Below are 16356 nucleotides of genomic sequence, written 5' to 3'. Positions count from 1 at the left end.
AAATTAATCAACATCGTCCCAAAAATCAAAATAATTAAACCATTGGAGCGGGTATTTTTTAACCATGGTTTCAAGATTCCGGACGTAAGATTGTAAAAGCCCTTGTGAATCGCGGTTTTTGATATTCTGTGCCACTCTTGCATACAGATGGTAATGAAGATTATCCTCTTTCATTACATAAACATATACTACCGGAACACCTAATCTTGAGGCAATCAAAAACGGACCAGCCGGAAATTTTGCACTTTTCCCAAGCAGTTCTGCCTCCAGATATTTGGATCCTTCGAAATAACGGTCTCCGGTAAAGCAGATAAGCTCATTATTGGATAAAGCCTGATTGATGTCAAAGATATGAGACATATCTTCTTTTACATAGATGAACTTGATGTTACTCTTTTTTACCGCAACACTTTCCAGATATTCCTTAATGACGGTAACTTCCTGATCTGTAGTGACCAGATTGATCTGACAGTCAAAATCAATATCTGCAAAAAAATGTTCAGCAATCTCAAAATTACCAATATGCGCACTGATGAGCACTCCTCCTTTTTTAGCAGCTAAAAGATTTCTGAGGTTTTCAATACCATCAAATTCATAGGTATATTTTTCTCTGAGTCCTGCAGAAATAGCGGTTTTATCAATCAGAACTTTTCCGAAAGTAAAATAGCTTTTAAAGATGGAAGCTTTGGATTTCCAGTATCCGTAATTCAGTCTTTTCTGAAAATAATAAAGAATGTATTGGTTACTTTTCTTCTGAAACAGCGAATAATAGGCGGCCACAAAATACAGCACCCCATATGAACTTCTGATCCCGATATTTCTAATACACCAGACGAATATTCTGTATCCGAGTACTGTTCCTTTAGATTTACCTTTCCACTTGTTCATAGATAGAATTTAATATAAGAGAGAACCAATGTAACAATACCTTTAAAGTGTCTGCGGGCAGATCACGGTGATATTATTACATTGGCCCATTGTATAGAATAAAGAATTACTCAATAACTAAGCGTTTTTTTCAGCAATCTTATGTTCAATCGTTGTATAGAAATCATCAAATGTTACCATTTTTTTGAAATCTGCTTCTCCTAATTTCACCCCGAAATTGGATTCGATCACGACTACCATGTCGATATAATCCAGGCTGTCTAAGCCCAGTGTATTTTTAAGGTTGGCATCGTTACTGATTTCGTCTCCGTCTACCTCGAATTCGTTGACAAGAAAATCATTAACAATAGCAACAATTTTTTCCCTTTCCATGTTTTTAATCAAATTTTTTAACTATTAGTGCAGAATTGGTTCCCCCAAACCCAAAAGAATTCGACAAAAATACATCAATTTTTTGATTTATTGTTTTTGCGACTAAATTTATCTTTTTTGCTTCATTATCAGGGTTTTCCAGATTGATATTGGGAGCAACAAAATCGTTCTGCATCATCAGAATGGAGTAGATAACTTCACTTGCACCTGCCATCCAGCATTCGTGTCCGGTCATAGATTTGGTAGAACTTACCGGAACTTCACTCCCGAAGATCTCATAAATGGCTTTTGCTTCGTTGGCATCACCAATCGGAGTAGAAGTTGCGTGAGCATTGATATAATCGATGTCTGAAGCTTTTAATCCTGACTGTTTTAAGGCTCTGTCCATTGCCAGAGCAGGTCCGTCCACATTAGGGGTTGAAATATGGCCTCCGTTTGAAGAGAAACCATACCCAATAATTTCGGCAATAATCGGAGCGCCTCTTCTTTGGGCAGATTCTAAGCTTTCAACAATCAGAGTGGCTGCACCTCCACTCGGAATCAATCCGTCTCTTTCTACATCGAAAGGTCTGGATGCTTTTGCAGGCTCATCTTCTCTGGCTGAGAACACTCCCAATCCGTCAAAGCTCGCCATGGAATATTTGTTGGTTTCCTGAGCTCCGCCGCAGATAATCATGTCCTGGAAACCATTTTTGATCATCATATAAGCCAGCCCCAATGAGTGTGAACCGCTTGCGCATGCTGCACTGATGGTGAGATTGATCCCTTTCAGTTTAAAAATCGTAGAAAGGTTCATCGTTACCGTTGAGTTCATTGATTTGAAGATCGCTCCCGATCCCATCAATGTTGTATCTTTCTTTTCCCTTGCAATATCGATAGATTCTACGACTGCCTGGGAAACGCTGTCATTTCCGTATAAGATTCCCACTTCATGAGAATCTAAGAATTCTTCATCCAGATTCGCCTGTTTCAATGCATCAAGGGTAGCCAGATAAGCGTACTCACTTTCCTCTCCCATGCTGACACGCTGGCGTCTGTTCAGAAGGTTTTTCAGATCGGGCTTCGGAACAACTCCTGTAAGACCAGACCTGAAACCAAATTCTTTTCTGTCCTGATCTAAAACAATACCGGATTTTCCTTGATATAGGGATTCCCTGACCTCTTCTAAAGACGTCCCGATGCAGGAATAAATTCCCATTCCGGTAATTACAACCCTATTTTCCATGTTATGAATAAATTCCTCCGTTAATATTAATCACTTCTCCTGTTATGTATGAAGATTTTTTAGATGCTAAAAATGCGACAAGATCTGCTACTTCTTCTGCTTCTCCGAATCTGTTGGCCGGAATCATTGCTTTCAGTTCTTCTTCATTGAACTCCTGAGTCATATCTGTTTTGATGAAACCAGGCGCTACAGCATTTACGGTAACATTTCTCTTCGCAACTTCCTGAGCAAGAGCCTTTGTAGCTCCCACCAAAGCACCTTTTGCCGCAGAATAATTCGTCTGTCCGGCTGTTCCTTTTACTCCCGATACGGAAACCATATTGATGATTCTTCCGTATTTGTTACGAAGCAGCTTTTGAATAAAGAAATTGGTTACGTTAAAAAATCCGTCCAGACTTGTATTGATCACACTGTTCCAGTCTTCTTTCTGCATCCACATAAAAAGACCATCTCTTGTGATTCCGGCATTATTGACGATCACTTCTACCACCGCATCTGGATTTTTCTCCTGCCATTCCGTTAAAACAGATTGTGTTTCTTCGGTGTTTCCTACATCAAATTTAAGAATTTCTCCCGTTGCTCCAAGTTCTTCCACTTTAGCCAATGTTTCGTTGGCTGCGATTTCGTTTGAAGCGTAGTTGATAAGGATGTGATAGTTTTTCTCTTCAGCCAGTTTTATACAGATTGCTCTCCCGATCCCTCTGGAGCCACCTGTTACAATTGCACATTTCATGCGTTAGTGTTTATATCGTTTTAGTTTTTTAATTTTATGCTATCCCTTTCTTAGAAGACAATCCATAGCAGGCAATAGTTACATTCCTTTCAGGTATTTCTTTACTTCCTCCAGATACGGATACATGACCATATCGTCTGAGAATGCAGGAATAATTTTTCTGATTTCATCATACAGTTCTTTCGTAGATGATGAAACCTTATCCTGAAATCCAAGATATTCAACAGCCTGGATGATCGTAATAGCTTCAATGGACAATACCTCAAAGGCATTTTCAATTACTTTTCTGCAGATCACCGCAGCGTTTGTTCCCATACTAACGATATCCTGGTTATCGTTATTGTTGGGAATACTGTGAACATACATAGGGTTTGACAACATCTGGCTTTCCGCAGTGGTAGAAGTTGCTGTAAACTGTACACCCTGCATCCCGAAATTGAAACCTAATTTACCTAAATTCACAAAAGGAGGCAAAATTTCATTGATTTTCGAATTCAAAAGATAATTAAGCTGTCTTTCTGCAAGCATGGTCAGTTTGGTTACTACAATCTTAAGCTTGTCCATTTCCAGAGAGATATAATCGCCATGAAAGTTTCCTCCGTGATAAACATGTTGGTCTTCAACATTGATAATCGGGTTATCATTCGCTGAATTAATCTCATTCTCAAGAACTTTTTCTGTGTATTCCAACGTATCCAGTACCGGACCTAGAATCTGAGGAACACATCTTAATGAATAATATTCCTGCACTTTTTCCTTGAATACTTTTTCCTGTTCTTCAAAATGGGTATAAAGGTGATCTTCTCTTTTTCTGATCAGTTTACTGTCTGCCAGGTGAGCACGCATTCTTTCAGCTACTTTCTGCTGTCCGTAATGTTTTTTTGTCCCGTTCAATGCTGCAGAAAAATGGTCATCATAAGCCTGTACAATTTCATTGATGGCACAGGAAAGTCTTAGGGAAATATCTGTAAGCTGATTGGCTTTGTAAGCATTCACGATACCGATTCCTGACATCACGGAAGTTCCGTTCATCAAAGCAAGACCTTCACGGATCTCTACTTTTATCGGCTCTAATCCTTCTGTTTCAAAAACGTCTTTGGTAGATTTTCTTTCTCCTTTATAAAATACTTCTCCTTCTCCAATCAATACCAAAGCAAGATGAGCCAGCTGAACAAGGTCACCGCTTGCTCCTACTCCCCCATGCTCAAAGATCAACGGAGTAATATTTCTGTTGATCAGTTCCTGAAGCAGATAAATAACAGATTGATGCACTCCCGAATTCCCTAGTGACAAGGTATTCAGTCTTGCCAGCATACATGCTTTTACTTCTTCTGCAGGTAAAGGGTTTCCGATTCCTGAAGAATGGCTTCTGATAAGGTTGTACTGAAGCTGGTGTGTATCTTCATCACTGATTTTAAACTGAGCCATTGGCCCAAAACCGGTATTCACACCATATATTACTTTATTTTTTGAAAACTCTTTTAAAAACTGAAAACTTTTATCCACTCTTGACAAAAGTGATTCATCCAGTTCTATTTTTTCATTCTCAATGATAATTTTTTGAAAGTCTTTCAGTTCTAAAAAGTTATTTATTTTCATCAATTAAAAGTAATAGTTGATAATTTTGTAAAATATAATTATTTGTCACTAATTTTGCGGCAAAGATAAAAGTTATTATTAAAATAAAAAATCAAAGATGAGCAAAGAATTTGTTGACGTTCTTGTAATCGGAGCCGGACCTTCCGGATGCGTGTCTTCTTCGTACCTGAAGAACAATAACGTCAGCGTAAAAGTAGTCGAAAAGACACAATTCCCAAGACTGGTAGTTGGAGAAAGCTTAATTCCCAGAGTAATGGACCACTTTGATGAGGCAGGACTTTTCCCTGCATTAGACAAAATGGGCTTTGAAAAAAAGCTGGGAGCACGTTTCCTTCGCGGCGATGAAGTCTGCATTTTTGATTTCAGCAACAAATTCGGAGAGGGCTGGGACTGGACCTGGCAGGTTCCGAGAGCTGATTTTGATAATACTCTTGCTCAGGAGGTCATTAATAAAGGGATTGATCTTGAATTTGAAACCGAAGTTATTGACATTCAATTTGACGGAACAAATTCTGTGACTAAGGTAAGAAATAAAGATGGGAAAACGAAAGAGATCCATGCTAAGTTTGTGATTGATTCCAGCGGCTACGGAAGAGTATTACCTCGTCTGCTTGATCTTGAAAAACCTTCAAAACTTTCCCCTCACTCTGCGATTTTCTCTCATGTAAACGATATCAACAGAGCACCGGGAGAAGAAGGGACTTTAATTTCTTTTGACATCATTGAAACAGAAGTATGGCTTTGGGTAATTCCTTTTTCCAATGGAAATACCAGTGTAGGAATTGTAGGTCCTACTGAATATATCGACAGATTATCTGAAAACGGAGATGCTGCAGAAGCTTTAAGAAAGGCGATTTCTCTTTCTGATTATTATGTAAAACGTTTTGGGGATGTAGATTTCCTTTTTGAGCCTAAACATCTGAAAGATTATTCATGTTCGGTGAAAAGTTTATTCGGGGACGGATTTGCTTTAACAGGGAATGCTTCAGAATTCCTTGATCCGGTTTTCTCTTCAGGAATGGCTTTTGCCACAGAATCCGGAATGCTGGCCGCAAAATTGGCGTTAAGACAACTAAACGGAGAAAAAATTGACTGGCAGAAGGAATACTCAGATTATATCTTATATGGAGTGGATGTTTTCACCACCTATGTAAAAGAATGGTATACCGGAAATCTTCAGGAGTTATTTTTCCATCAACCGGAAAATCCTGATGTAAAGAAAAAGATCTGTGCAGTCTTAGCCGGATATGTCTGGAATAAAGACAATCCTTTTGTTAAAAAGCATGATACGGTGATTAAAAATCTTGCGAACCTGATCAAGCTAGAAAAACAGGAACAGCAAAATCAAGCATAGAAAAACGGTCTGAATTTTCAGACCGTTTTTGTTATTTCATAGATTTTTTAATTTCTCTTCCCAGATATCTTCCCGCTGATTCATATACTGTGGCGATTCTTCCATATTCCATAACTTCTTCCTTGCTTTGAATAAATTTATCAAATTTATTCAGCTGTACTTCAGCCAAAACCACCGAAGGATTACTGGCTTCCACCAGTTTTATATTTCCACTTAATTGTGCTTCCATCACGATCATTCCGCCATGCCATCCCGGGAAAAGCCATTTTGTATCTACAATTAAGGTATATTGAGCAGAACCATCCTTTTTGAATATAACATCTTTGTAGTATTTACCTAAACCTTTTGCAAAATAGTTGATATACTCTTCTTTTTTATATCGTTCCCATTCTCCGATCCATTGTTTCCATCCTTCTTTTCCTCTTTTCGGATTAGCTAGAACATCTTCTTTTCTGTTTTCGAGATATTGAGCTTCTGTAAAGTTTTCTTTCATAAACAATACATTATCAAATCTAAACTCAATATTCACTTCTTTCTGATCTTTTAAAGCCTGGAAATCTCCTGAAACAAGCTCCATTTTCCCCTGTCCGAAAGCCATTGTCATCATGATCAGAAATGTCAGTAATAATATTTTTTTCATAGATATTAGCTTTGCTATTTAAGTACTTAAAGATATTTACTTTTATTAATAATTGACTATAAAAAACGGTCTAAAAAAATCAAAATTTCCCTGTTCAAAGTTAATCTGATTTTGAGCAAAAGTTGCAATTGCCATTGCTACAAAGAATAGCAACAATAGTTTTTTCATAAGATATTAGTTTTTTTATTAAGTCTTTAAAGGTATTATAAAAAGCGAATTTTTACTCTCATTTACATTTAACTTTATCTTAAATCAATAAAAGTTATTGGCTTTCTGCTGTTGGGATTAAAAACCGTTTTAGACAAAATATCAAAATCTACGATTTCAATTTTCGGGCTTACTCTTAATTTTGCACGAAAATGATCTCTTACTTCATTCACAAAGCTGTCGTGCTCTTCTTCTGTACTCAGTTTAATGATAATTTCGTCAAGCCCGATTTCGTTAGCCTGGATAATGATCTGATAACATAATATTTTGTTGAAATCATTCAGAATATCGTTCATTGCAGGTGGATACAGCGTTGTTCCTTTGTATTTGATCATCTGTTGTTTTCTTCCTACTACAGGTCCTAACCTCATCGTATTTCTTCCACACTGGCACGGCTCATAGTGAGCTTTTACAAGATCTCCTGTTTTAAACCTCAACAAAGGAATAGCTTCTACTCCCAATGTTGTAATCGTCAGTTCACCACTTTCTCCTTCTTTTACCGGATTTCCTTCATCATCAAGAATTTCTGTAATGATGAGTTCCGGATGGTGATGTCCTCCGATTTGAAATTCACACTCTGTAAAAGCGGTACTCATTTCGGTAGACGCATAGGTAGAAAAGAGTTGGATATCCCACTTCTCCTTGATCTTCTGGGAAAGAATATTATCTGTAAAATCCTGATTTTTGATACTTTCTCCTATACACACAGCCCCGTAAACGCTGGAGTTTTTATAATCCAATCCCTGTTTTTCGGCAAAATCAATCATTTTCAGCAGAAAAGAAGGTACGGTAATCAGATATTTTGGTTTGTATCTGAAAATAGAATCCCACTGCAGTTCAGGAATTCCCGGTCCCATTCTCACCACGCTTGCCCCCATTTTTCTTAAACCAAGAAAATAAGCAAGCCCAGCCATAAACCTTTTATCTATGGTGGTAATCATCTGCACAACATCACCTTTCTGAATTCCTGCACAGGCAAAAGAGATTGCTTCATTGTACGCCAGTCTTTCAAGATCACTGTCAGACAATCCAAAAGTAACCGGATCTCCCAATGTTCCGGAAGTGGTGCTGTAATCAACAATTTTATCCGGCGGGATGCAGAAAAAATCATGATTAAACTGCTGAAGATCATTCTTTGTGGTGGTAGGAATCTTCTGAAGATCTTCCAACGTACGAATGTCAGCAATATTGATATTATTTTCTCTGAACAGTTTCTGATAAAAAGGGGAATGGGCTTTAAGGTAGGTCAATAGTTCATGAAGTTTTTCTTCCTGAAACAATTTGATTTCCTGAGCCCCTGCTTTCTCGATTGACGGATGAAATTCCAATGATTTTAATTTTTAAAAGGCAAATTTATCTAATTAAAATTAAAAGATTAAAAAGATTGAGACATTAAAGATTATTTATCTCTGAAATGTAAAGGTTTGCGTGTTGGTATTTCCTGCTGTATTGACTGTGGTTACTTTTAAAGTATGAGAACCGCTTCCTTTAGGACATTTTTCATCAAAAATGTAGACAAAATTATCTTTTACACGGGCAAAGCGCAGCCATTTCCCATCCAGTTCGGCACGGAATGAAATAATGTCTCCTGCTTTCGTTGTTCCTTTTAAAAGCAATGAACTGCTATTAACCAATGCTCCTTCTTTCCAAGCTGATGAAACAGATGGCAGGTTATTGTCTATTAAGAGTTTTGCGATACCCAATCTGTTGAATTTCCCTTCTGCCCAATCACCATTCCATTTCACCTTGACTACATTCTTATCACTGCCATAGTCAAGAAGAATAACGGCTTTATCTTTTTCCGTGCTCGTTAATTTTCTATTTGACTTTATTTTCAAAGTATATTCATCCTGAACAGGAATGTATGGACTATGCAAAACAATTGTATTTGAAACCGCATTCGGATCTATATCAGGTCTTTCATAGGCATTGAAATTTATGGCATCACACACTGCATTTTTGCTGAAATTAATCTCTGTATTTTCTGTGGTAATGGTTTTGGCTTCGCTAGCCATTATTGTTTTTGGCGTAGAAGATATTTTGTCTGAGGTCTTGCTTAACTGAAGTTTTGTTGTTAACCGGCTTGTGTTTCCTTTGACATCTTTCAGGACAATTTCAATGGTATGCACATTTTCATCCTGAAGATGGATAATTCCTGTTAAATCAGGAAGGCTGTAATTCCTGAGTTTCATTCCCGGTAAAGCTGAAAGATGCTGAATTGCTGTTTTATCCCTGATGAATTTAGTATAGTCTATACAGCCGTTGATGTAACGGGTATCATCATAATGTACTTTATCAATTTTAAAACTGTAAATCAACTTTCCATCCATTAATAACTCTGCATTATAAATCCCCAGATTAAACCTTTGATTGGCCTTATCTACAGCTTTAATGCCCAAACTTATTTCCGGAGAATTGACCTGAACGAGGTTAGAAGTATAAACATTCCCTACTTTTTTGACTGCTATTCCATTCGCTCCTGGTTCATAAGTACTGAAACGTCGGTCATACCAATACAGTCCGCTGATGATGGGCGCTATATTATCGGGAATAACAAAGCCAAAAAGTAAAGGATTAAGGCATTCCTCTGTTTTGGTATCTCTTATTTCGAAATGCAGATGTGGCCCAGCAGACCCTCCGGTATTTCCACTTAACGCAATTTGCTGTCCTTTTTCCACCGGAAACTGTCCGGGTTGAAAAGTAATGTCCTGTTCCCATTTTTCGTCTTTGTATTGTCTTTCCTTTACATATTCATCAAGTGCATTAAAATATTTGTTCAGGTGAGCATATACCGTTGTATAGCCATTGGGATGAGTAATGTACACTGCATTTCCAAATCCGTAGCGCTCTACTTTTATTCTGCTTACATAGCCGTCTGCTGCTGCAAGAACCGGTAAATTCTCCTGGCTATTGGTTCTCAGATCCAATCCCATATGAAAGTGATTCGTCCGGATAGCTCCAAAATTGGCTGCCAGCTGCATGGGAATATTGAGAGGATTCCTGAAATAATTCTGGGGATAATTATTTTGAGCTTCTACAATGCCCGTGTTGATAAAACAAACAAAAAGCATCAGGTGATAAAAGATTTTCATACAGCATTTGGGTTTATACGTCTAATTAAATATACGAATTTTTAAGTTATGCTTATTTTTTGACCGCAGATTTCACAGATTTTCACAGATGATTATGTTGTAGGTTTTGGCTCTAAAGCCATTGGATATATTTTTATTATTTAAATGGGCTTCCTTCAACTATGCTCAGGATAATAGCCCACTCCTATTGAATAAATTGCATAAATTTTTATATAAAAAACACCCAGAAAAATTCACGTATTGACCATTCATCATTCACTTTTTCTCACCTTTCCCATTTATATTTCTGAAATTGAACTTTTTAATAGAAATTACCTACATAAAACATATATTATAAACCGACAAATTTTAGTAAATTTGCAGACTTAATTAATCAACGATATTGAGATATTTACAATGAGCCAATTTAAAGAATACAAAAACCTCAACCTTATTGACGTAGCAGAGAATGTAGCGGAATTTTGGAAACAAAATAAAACTTTCAATAAGAGTGTTGAGATTCGTCAGGGAAATCCTGAGTTTGTTTTTTATGAAGGTCCGCCTTCAGCAAACGGTATGCCTGGAATTCACCACGTAATGGCAAGAGCATTGAAAGATATTTTCTGCCGTTACCAGACGCAAAACGGAAAGCAGGTTTTCCGTAAAGCAGGCTGGGATACGCATGGTCTTCCTGTGGAACTGGGTGTAGAAAAAGAGTTAGGAATCACGAAAGAAGATATTGGCAAAAAAATCTCTATTGAAGACTATAACAAAGCTTGCCGTGAAGCGGTAATGCGTTATACCGATGTATGGAATAACCTTACGGAGAAAATCGGATATTGGGTAGATCTTGATGATCCGTACATCACGTACAAGTCAAAATATATGGAAACCGTTTGGTGGTTATTGAAGCAGCTGCACAGCAAAGACCTGTTGTACAAAGGGTATACGATCCAGCCTTACTCACCAAAAGCAGGAACAGGACTTTCTTCTCACGAGCTGAATCAGCCCGGCACTTATCGTGATGTTTCGGACACAACGGTTGTAGCTCAGTTTAAAGTAAAGAAAGACTCTTCAGCATTGTTCAATGATGTTGATGGGGATGTTCATATCCTTGCATGGACGACAACTCCATGGACGCTTCCATCCAATACGGCTCTTACCGTAGGCAGAGATATTGAATATGTTGTAGTGAAAACCTTCAATCAATATACATTTGAACCTGTAACAGTAGTTTTATCAAGCGTTCTTTTACCTAAGGTTTTCGGTAAAAAATATGCAGAAGGTACAGATAAAGATTTTGCCAACTATACTCCGGAAACAAAAGTAATTCCTTTCAGAATACTCAAAGAATTCACAGGAGAAAAGCTTGTTGATACAAGATATGAGCAATTAGTTCCATGGTTTACGCCAAACGACAATCCTGAGAATGCATTCAGAGTAATCTTAGGGGATTTCGTAACCACTGAGGATGGTACAGGGATCGTTCACACGGCTCCTACTTTTGGTGCTGATGATGCAAGAGTAGCTAAAATGGCTCAGCCTGAGATCCCGCCAATGTTAGTAAAAGATGAAAATGACAATCTTGTACCATTGGTAGATTTACAGGGTAAATTCATCAAAGGAGAAAATGTTCCTGCCGTATTTTCCGGAACTTATATCAAAAATGAATACTATGATGAAGGAACTGCTCCTGAGAAATCATGGGATGTAGAACTTGCCATCTTATTGAAAACGGAGAACAAGGCTTTCAAAGTAGAAAAATATGTCCACTCTTATCCACACTGCTGGAGAACAGATAAGCCGGTATTGTACTATCCGCTTGATTCATGGTTTGTGAAAATGACCGCTGTAAAAGACAGACTGGTTAATTTAAACAAAGAAGTCAACTGGAAGCCAAAAGCTACCGGAGAAGGACGTTTTGCCAACTGGCTGGAAAATGTGAACGACTGGAATCTTTCCCGTTCAAGATATTGGGGTATTCCGTTGCCAATCTGGAGAACAGAGGATCTGAAAGAAGAAAAAATTATCGGTTCTGTAGAAGAATTATACAACGAAATCGAAAAATCAATTGCTGCTGGATTGATGACTGAAAACCCTTTCAAAGGTTTCATCATCGGAAATATGGCTGAGTCTAACTACGAACTTGTGGATCTTCACAAAAATGTAGTAGACAAAGTGGTATTGGTTTCTGATTCAGGAAAAGCAATGAAGCGTGAAAGCGACCTGATCGACGTTTGGTTCGATTCAGGTTCTATGCCTTATGCCCAGTTGCATTATCCTTTCGAAAACAAAGAATTAATCGACAATAATAAAGCATTCCCTGCTGATTTCATCGCAGAGGGTGTAGACCAGACGCGTGGATGGTTCTATACGCTTCACGCTATCGGAACGGCTGTGTTTGATTCTGTTGCTTATAAAAATGTAATGAGTAACGGTCTTGTTCTGGATAAGAACGGACAGAAGATGTCAAAACGTTTAGGAAATGCTGTCGATCCGTTCGAAACCCTTTCTGTATACGGACCGGATGCAACGCGTTGGTATATGATATCAAACGCAAATCCATGGGAAAACCTGAAGTTTGACATTGAAGGAATTGACGAGGTAAGAAGAAAGTTCTTCGGAACACTTTACAATACCTATTCATTCTTTGCTCTATATGCGAATGTGGATGGCTTCAAATATTCAGAAAAAGAAGTGGAGAACCGTCCTGAAATCGACAGATGGATCCTTTCTGAACTTAATCTTCTGATCAAGGAAGTAAAAGCTTTCTATGAGGATTACGAGCCAACAAGAGTAGCAAGGGCAATCAGCACATTTGTAAACGACAACCTGAGTAACTGGTATGTAAGACTATGCAGAAGACGTTTCTGGAAAGGAGATTATTCTGATGACAAGATCTCTGCTTACCAGACGTTATACACTTGTCTTGAAGTAGTAGCCAAATTATCTGCGCCTATTGCTCCGTTCTTTATGGATCAGCTGTATCAGGATTTGAACAGAGTAACAGGAAAAGAAAACTGTGAATCTGTACACCTTACAGACTTCCCGGTAGCTGATGAAAGCTTAATTGATCAGGATCTGGTGGAAAAAACGCATTTGGCACAGAACATTACAAGTATGGTTTTCTCGTTGAGAAAGAAAGAAAATGTAAAAGTTCGCCAGCCGTTACAAAAAGTATTGATTCCTGTATTGGATGCTAAAGCAGAAGAACAGATTCTTGCTGTAGCAGACTTAATCAAGCAGGAAGTCAACGTGAAAGAATTACAGTTAATTAATGCGGAAGAAGCATCTCACTTAATTGTAAAACAGATAAAACCTAACTTCAAAGCTCTTGGTCCTAAACTAGGAAAAGACATGAAAGTGGTGGGTGCCGAGATTGCAAATCTTACTGCAGAACAGATTACCGCTCTTGAAAAAGAAGGAAAACTGGATGTTCAGGGATATGAAATTACCCTTGATGATGTGGAAATTTCTACAAAAGATATCCCGGGATGGACCGTTACTTCCGATGGAAAAACAACTGTGGCATTAGATTTGACGTTAACCGATGAATTAAAATCTGAAGGTATCGCAAGAGAATTCATCAACAGGATTCAAAACCTGCGAAAAGATAAAGACTTTGAACTGACAGACAGAATTTCAATCACATTGGAAGAAAGTTCTCCTTTCCTGAATGAGATTAAGAAAAATGAGGAATATATTTCTTCCGAAGTCTTGTCAAATAAAATAGAAATTGTATCTTCACTTTCAAATTTTAACGAAATCGAAATAGATGAGGTTAATTTTAAGGTAAATGTTGAAAAAAATTAATCTATAGTTATTATATTTCAAATTCCATTTCATAATTTTATTAAAAAAGAGAAAGAATATGTCAGACGAAAGAGTAAGATACAGCGATGCTGATTTACAGGAATTTAAAGCGATCATTAAAGAAAAAATAGAAAAAGCAGAAAAAGATCTTCAGCTTATCAGAGAAAGTTTTATCAACGACCAGAATAACGGAACAGATGATACTTCTCCTACTTTCAAAGCTTTTGAGGAAGGAGCTGAAACGCTGAGTAAAGAGCAGAACTCTATTTTGGCAGGAAGACAGGAAAAATTCGTGCGTGATCTTAAAAATGCTTTGATCAGAATTGAAAATAAAACGTATGGTGTTTGCAGAGTAACAGGAAAACTGATTCCTAAGGAAAGACTTTTGGCCGTTCCTCACGCTACACTGAGCATCGAAGCGAAAAACATGCAAAAATAACCGTAAGGTTTGTAAAATAACATTGGGTTTATATCGTATTTACGGATACTTTATAAACCTAATTTTTAATGTATACCCATGAGCGAATTATTAATTTTGGGCCTCATCATCACCGCAGTTGTATTATTTTTCAACAAAGAATGGATCAAAAACAGATTCTTCCCTGATCAGAAAAAGAATTACACTATTGATGACCGATTCAATTCTGATAAACGGGAACGGGAGAAAGAAATCGACAGACTTTTGAGTAAGATGGGCAAAAACGGAGTGAATGATCTGTCTGAAAAAGACAGGAAAAGACTTGATGAACTGTCCAAAATGTAAAAAAATAAATATAAGAAATGGAATCTATCATAGTACATCCTAAAAATTCTATGGAGCTGAGTGCACTGAAAACTGTTCTGAAGGAAATGGGTATTAAATTTGAAAAAGCTCATGTTAAAAGCTCATTCAATGGACAGAAAGTGGTTAAGAAAGCAAGCGATAACAACAATATAAAGCCGGCATCAAAGCCCTCAAAACCTAAAGGACAGTAATGAAAAAGATCTTAGCAATAACATTTTTAGTGTTGTTCATTGACCAGGCTTCAAAAATTTATATCAAAACTCATTTTGAACTGAATGAGAGTATTCCTGTCATCAACGGTTTCTTTAACAAAACTTTTGTTGAAAACCCGGGAATGGCCTATGGATTTCACTTTGGAGGAATTATCGGAAAATATTTTCTGGTAATCCTGAGACTTTTCCTGATCGGAGGGATGATCTATATGTTCAAAAAATGGCTGAAAGAAGGAGCTTCTAATTATCTTTTAGTTCCAATGGCTGTCATTTTTGCCGGAGCTATCGGAAATCTTATTGACGGCATGTTCTATGGAATGATCTTCGACAGCGGAACTGTTTACGACGCCAGCACTGACCGATGGATTGGCTACGGCGGAATTTCCAAGCTTGTTCCTTTTGGACACGGATATTCCACCTTTATGAAAGGATGTGTAGTAGATATGCTTCATTTTCCTGTGGTAGACTGGTACGTTCCTGAAAGCTGGCCTTTGATAGGAGGAAAACATATTGAGTTCTTCAAATATATTTTCAATGTTGCCGATTCCGCCATCACGGTAGGTGCGGCATTCTTATTAATATTCAGAAAAAAAGCATTCCCGAACGGACTGGAGTTTTAAATATATATTTTTCGGATGAAAAAAATAATCAAAAATATTTTTAAACTTTTCCTGCTTCTTCTGGTTGCAGGAATTATTTTTATTGCCTGGGCAAATTACAGCATCAAAAAAGACAGCGCACCATTTGTTTCCTACACTATTGCTGATGTACCGGAATCAAAGACTGCATTATTACTGGGAACAGGGAAACTTCTGAGCAATGGAACTCCGAATGCTTATTTCTACAACAGAATTAAGGCTGCAAGTGATTTATACAAAAGCGGGAAAATACAATACATCATCGTTAGTGGTGATAACAGTACCAAAGATTATAATGAACCTGAAGATATGCAGCTGGCATTGATGCAGGAGGGAATTCCACAGGATAGAATTATTTTAGACCATGCCGGATTCAGAACGCTGGATTCTGTGGTGAGGGCAAAAGATATTTTCAGCCAGACAAAGCTGATTATTATCTCTCAGAAGTTCCACAATGAAAGGGCTGTTTTCCTGGCCAGAAAAAATGGTATGGAAGCCTTTGGATATAATGCTTCAGATGTGAATAAGTATGCAGGCTTAAAGACGAATTTGAGAGAGTACCTTGCAAAAGCTAAAGCCTACTGGGATCTTCTTTTTGGTGTGGAACCGAAATTTGGAGGAGAGAAGATTGCAATTCCTTAGTTTTTTAATCACGGATTGCGCAGATTTTCACAGATGATTGAGAAAAAACAGATTGATTATTTTGGATTGATAGGTTTTGGCTGAAGCCAATGAATGGATGTTGAATTTTAAGCTGGCCGGGTTTTCTTCGGCTCCGCTCAGAATTATAGCCCACCCCTATTGAATTTTAATAATAACC

General features: G+C 37.6%; 15 protein-coding genes. 7 read left to right on the top strand and 8 right to left on the bottom strand.

Annotation, left to right across the window (positions count from 1 at the left end):
* Nucleotides 1-3 precede the first annotated feature (3 nt).
* The 5 genes from C8D70_RS13815 to hutH form a co-directional block, all read right to left on the bottom strand.
* Complete coding sequence (locus tag C8D70_RS13815; protein WP_110367681.1) at nucleotides 4-888, bottom strand: lipid A biosynthesis acyltransferase; 885 nt, start codon at nucleotides 886-888, stop codon at nucleotides 4-6.
* Between the two features lie 117 nt (nucleotides 889-1005).
* Nucleotides 1006-1260, bottom strand: a complete 255-nt coding sequence (locus C8D70_RS13810; RefSeq protein ID WP_034692469.1) for an acyl carrier protein — start codon at nucleotides 1258-1260, stop codon at nucleotides 1006-1008.
* Nucleotides 1261-1264: 4 nt separating this feature from the next.
* On the bottom strand, nucleotides 1265-2485 hold the full coding sequence (locus C8D70_RS13805; protein WP_076595474.1) for a beta-ketoacyl-[acyl-carrier-protein] synthase family protein: 1221 nt from the start codon (nucleotides 2483-2485) through the stop codon (nucleotides 1265-1267).
* A gap of 1 nt (nucleotide 2486) precedes the next feature.
* On the bottom strand, nucleotides 2487-3218 hold the full coding sequence (fabG, locus tag C8D70_RS13800) for a 3-oxoacyl-ACP reductase FabG (protein WP_076595473.1): 732 nt from the start codon (nucleotides 3216-3218) through the stop codon (nucleotides 2487-2489).
* A gap of 78 nt (nucleotides 3219-3296) precedes the next feature.
* Nucleotides 3297-4817 (bottom strand): histidine ammonia-lyase, encoded by a 1521-nt coding sequence (gene hutH / locus C8D70_RS13795; RefSeq protein WP_181416133.1) that lies wholly within the window; start codon nucleotides 4815-4817, stop codon nucleotides 3297-3299.
* Between the two features lie 97 nt (nucleotides 4818-4914).
* Here hutH and C8D70_RS13790 point away from each other — a divergent pair, with 97 nt between their 5' ends.
* Nucleotides 4915-6171: an NAD(P)/FAD-dependent oxidoreductase gene (locus C8D70_RS13790; RefSeq protein WP_110367679.1), complete on the top strand. Its 1257-nt coding sequence runs from the start codon at nucleotides 4915-4917 to the stop codon at nucleotides 6169-6171.
* A gap of 31 nt (nucleotides 6172-6202) precedes the next feature.
* On the opposite strand, the gene C8D70_RS13785 is transcribed toward C8D70_RS13790, so the two are convergent.
* The 3 genes from C8D70_RS13785 to C8D70_RS13775 form a co-directional block, all read right to left on the bottom strand.
* The gene (locus C8D70_RS13785) at nucleotides 6203-6811 is read right to left on the bottom strand and encodes a hypothetical protein (RefSeq protein WP_110367678.1); all 609 of its coding nucleotides are present in this window, start codon (nucleotides 6809-6811) and stop codon (nucleotides 6203-6205) included.
* A gap of 242 nt (nucleotides 6812-7053) precedes the next feature.
* On the bottom strand, nucleotides 7054-8346 hold the full coding sequence (locus tag C8D70_RS13780) for a phenylacetate--CoA ligase family protein (protein ID WP_110367677.1): 1293 nt from the start codon (nucleotides 8344-8346) through the stop codon (nucleotides 7054-7056).
* Between the two features lie 75 nt (nucleotides 8347-8421).
* Complete coding sequence (locus C8D70_RS13775) at nucleotides 8422-10110, bottom strand: M23 family metallopeptidase (protein WP_110367676.1); 1689 nt, start codon at nucleotides 10108-10110, stop codon at nucleotides 8422-8424.
* A 396-nt stretch (nucleotides 10111-10506) separates the two neighbouring features.
* Here C8D70_RS13775 and ileS point away from each other — a divergent pair, with 396 nt between their 5' ends.
* The 6 genes from ileS (at nucleotide 10507) to C8D70_RS13745 (ending at nucleotide 16178) form a co-directional block, all read left to right on the top strand.
* Entirely contained in the window at nucleotides 10507-13902 is a 3396-nt protein-coding gene (gene ileS, locus C8D70_RS13770; protein ID WP_110367675.1) for an isoleucine--tRNA ligase, read from the top strand.
* A gap of 58 nt (nucleotides 13903-13960) precedes the next feature.
* Nucleotides 13961-14341 (top strand): TraR/DksA family transcriptional regulator, encoded by a 381-nt coding sequence (locus C8D70_RS13765; protein ID WP_002983772.1) that lies wholly within the window; start codon nucleotides 13961-13963, stop codon nucleotides 14339-14341.
* A gap of 78 nt (nucleotides 14342-14419) precedes the next feature.
* Nucleotides 14420-14665 carry a DUF6576 domain-containing protein gene (locus C8D70_RS13760; protein ID WP_076595466.1) on the top strand — a complete coding sequence of 82 codons (246 nt, stop codon included), beginning with the start codon at nucleotides 14420-14422 and terminating at the stop codon, nucleotides 14663-14665.
* A gap of 17 nt (nucleotides 14666-14682) precedes the next feature.
* Nucleotides 14683-14877 (top strand): DUF2683 family protein, encoded by a 195-nt coding sequence (locus C8D70_RS13755; RefSeq protein ID WP_076595465.1) that lies wholly within the window; start codon nucleotides 14683-14685, stop codon nucleotides 14875-14877.
* Nucleotides 14877-15518: a lipoprotein signal peptidase gene (locus C8D70_RS13750; RefSeq protein WP_076595464.1), complete on the top strand. Its 642-nt coding sequence runs from the start codon at nucleotides 14877-14879 to the stop codon at nucleotides 15516-15518. The genes C8D70_RS13755 and C8D70_RS13750 overlap by 1 nt, the downstream gene beginning before the upstream one ends.
* A 15-nt stretch (nucleotides 15519-15533) precedes the next feature.
* Nucleotides 15534-16178 carry a vancomycin high temperature exclusion protein gene (locus C8D70_RS13745; protein WP_110367674.1) on the top strand — a complete coding sequence of 215 codons (645 nt, stop codon included), beginning with the start codon at nucleotides 15534-15536 and terminating at the stop codon, nucleotides 16176-16178.
* Nucleotides 16179-16356: the final 178 nt, after the last annotated feature.

It is taken from the genome of Chryseobacterium sp. CBTAP 102 (assembly GCF_003201365.1).
Lineage (GTDB): Bacteria > Bacteroidota > Bacteroidia > Flavobacteriales > Weeksellaceae > Chryseobacterium > Chryseobacterium candidae.
Note: the sequence above shows the minus strand (reverse complement) of the source record. Positions and strands in the feature narration are given on the sequence as shown.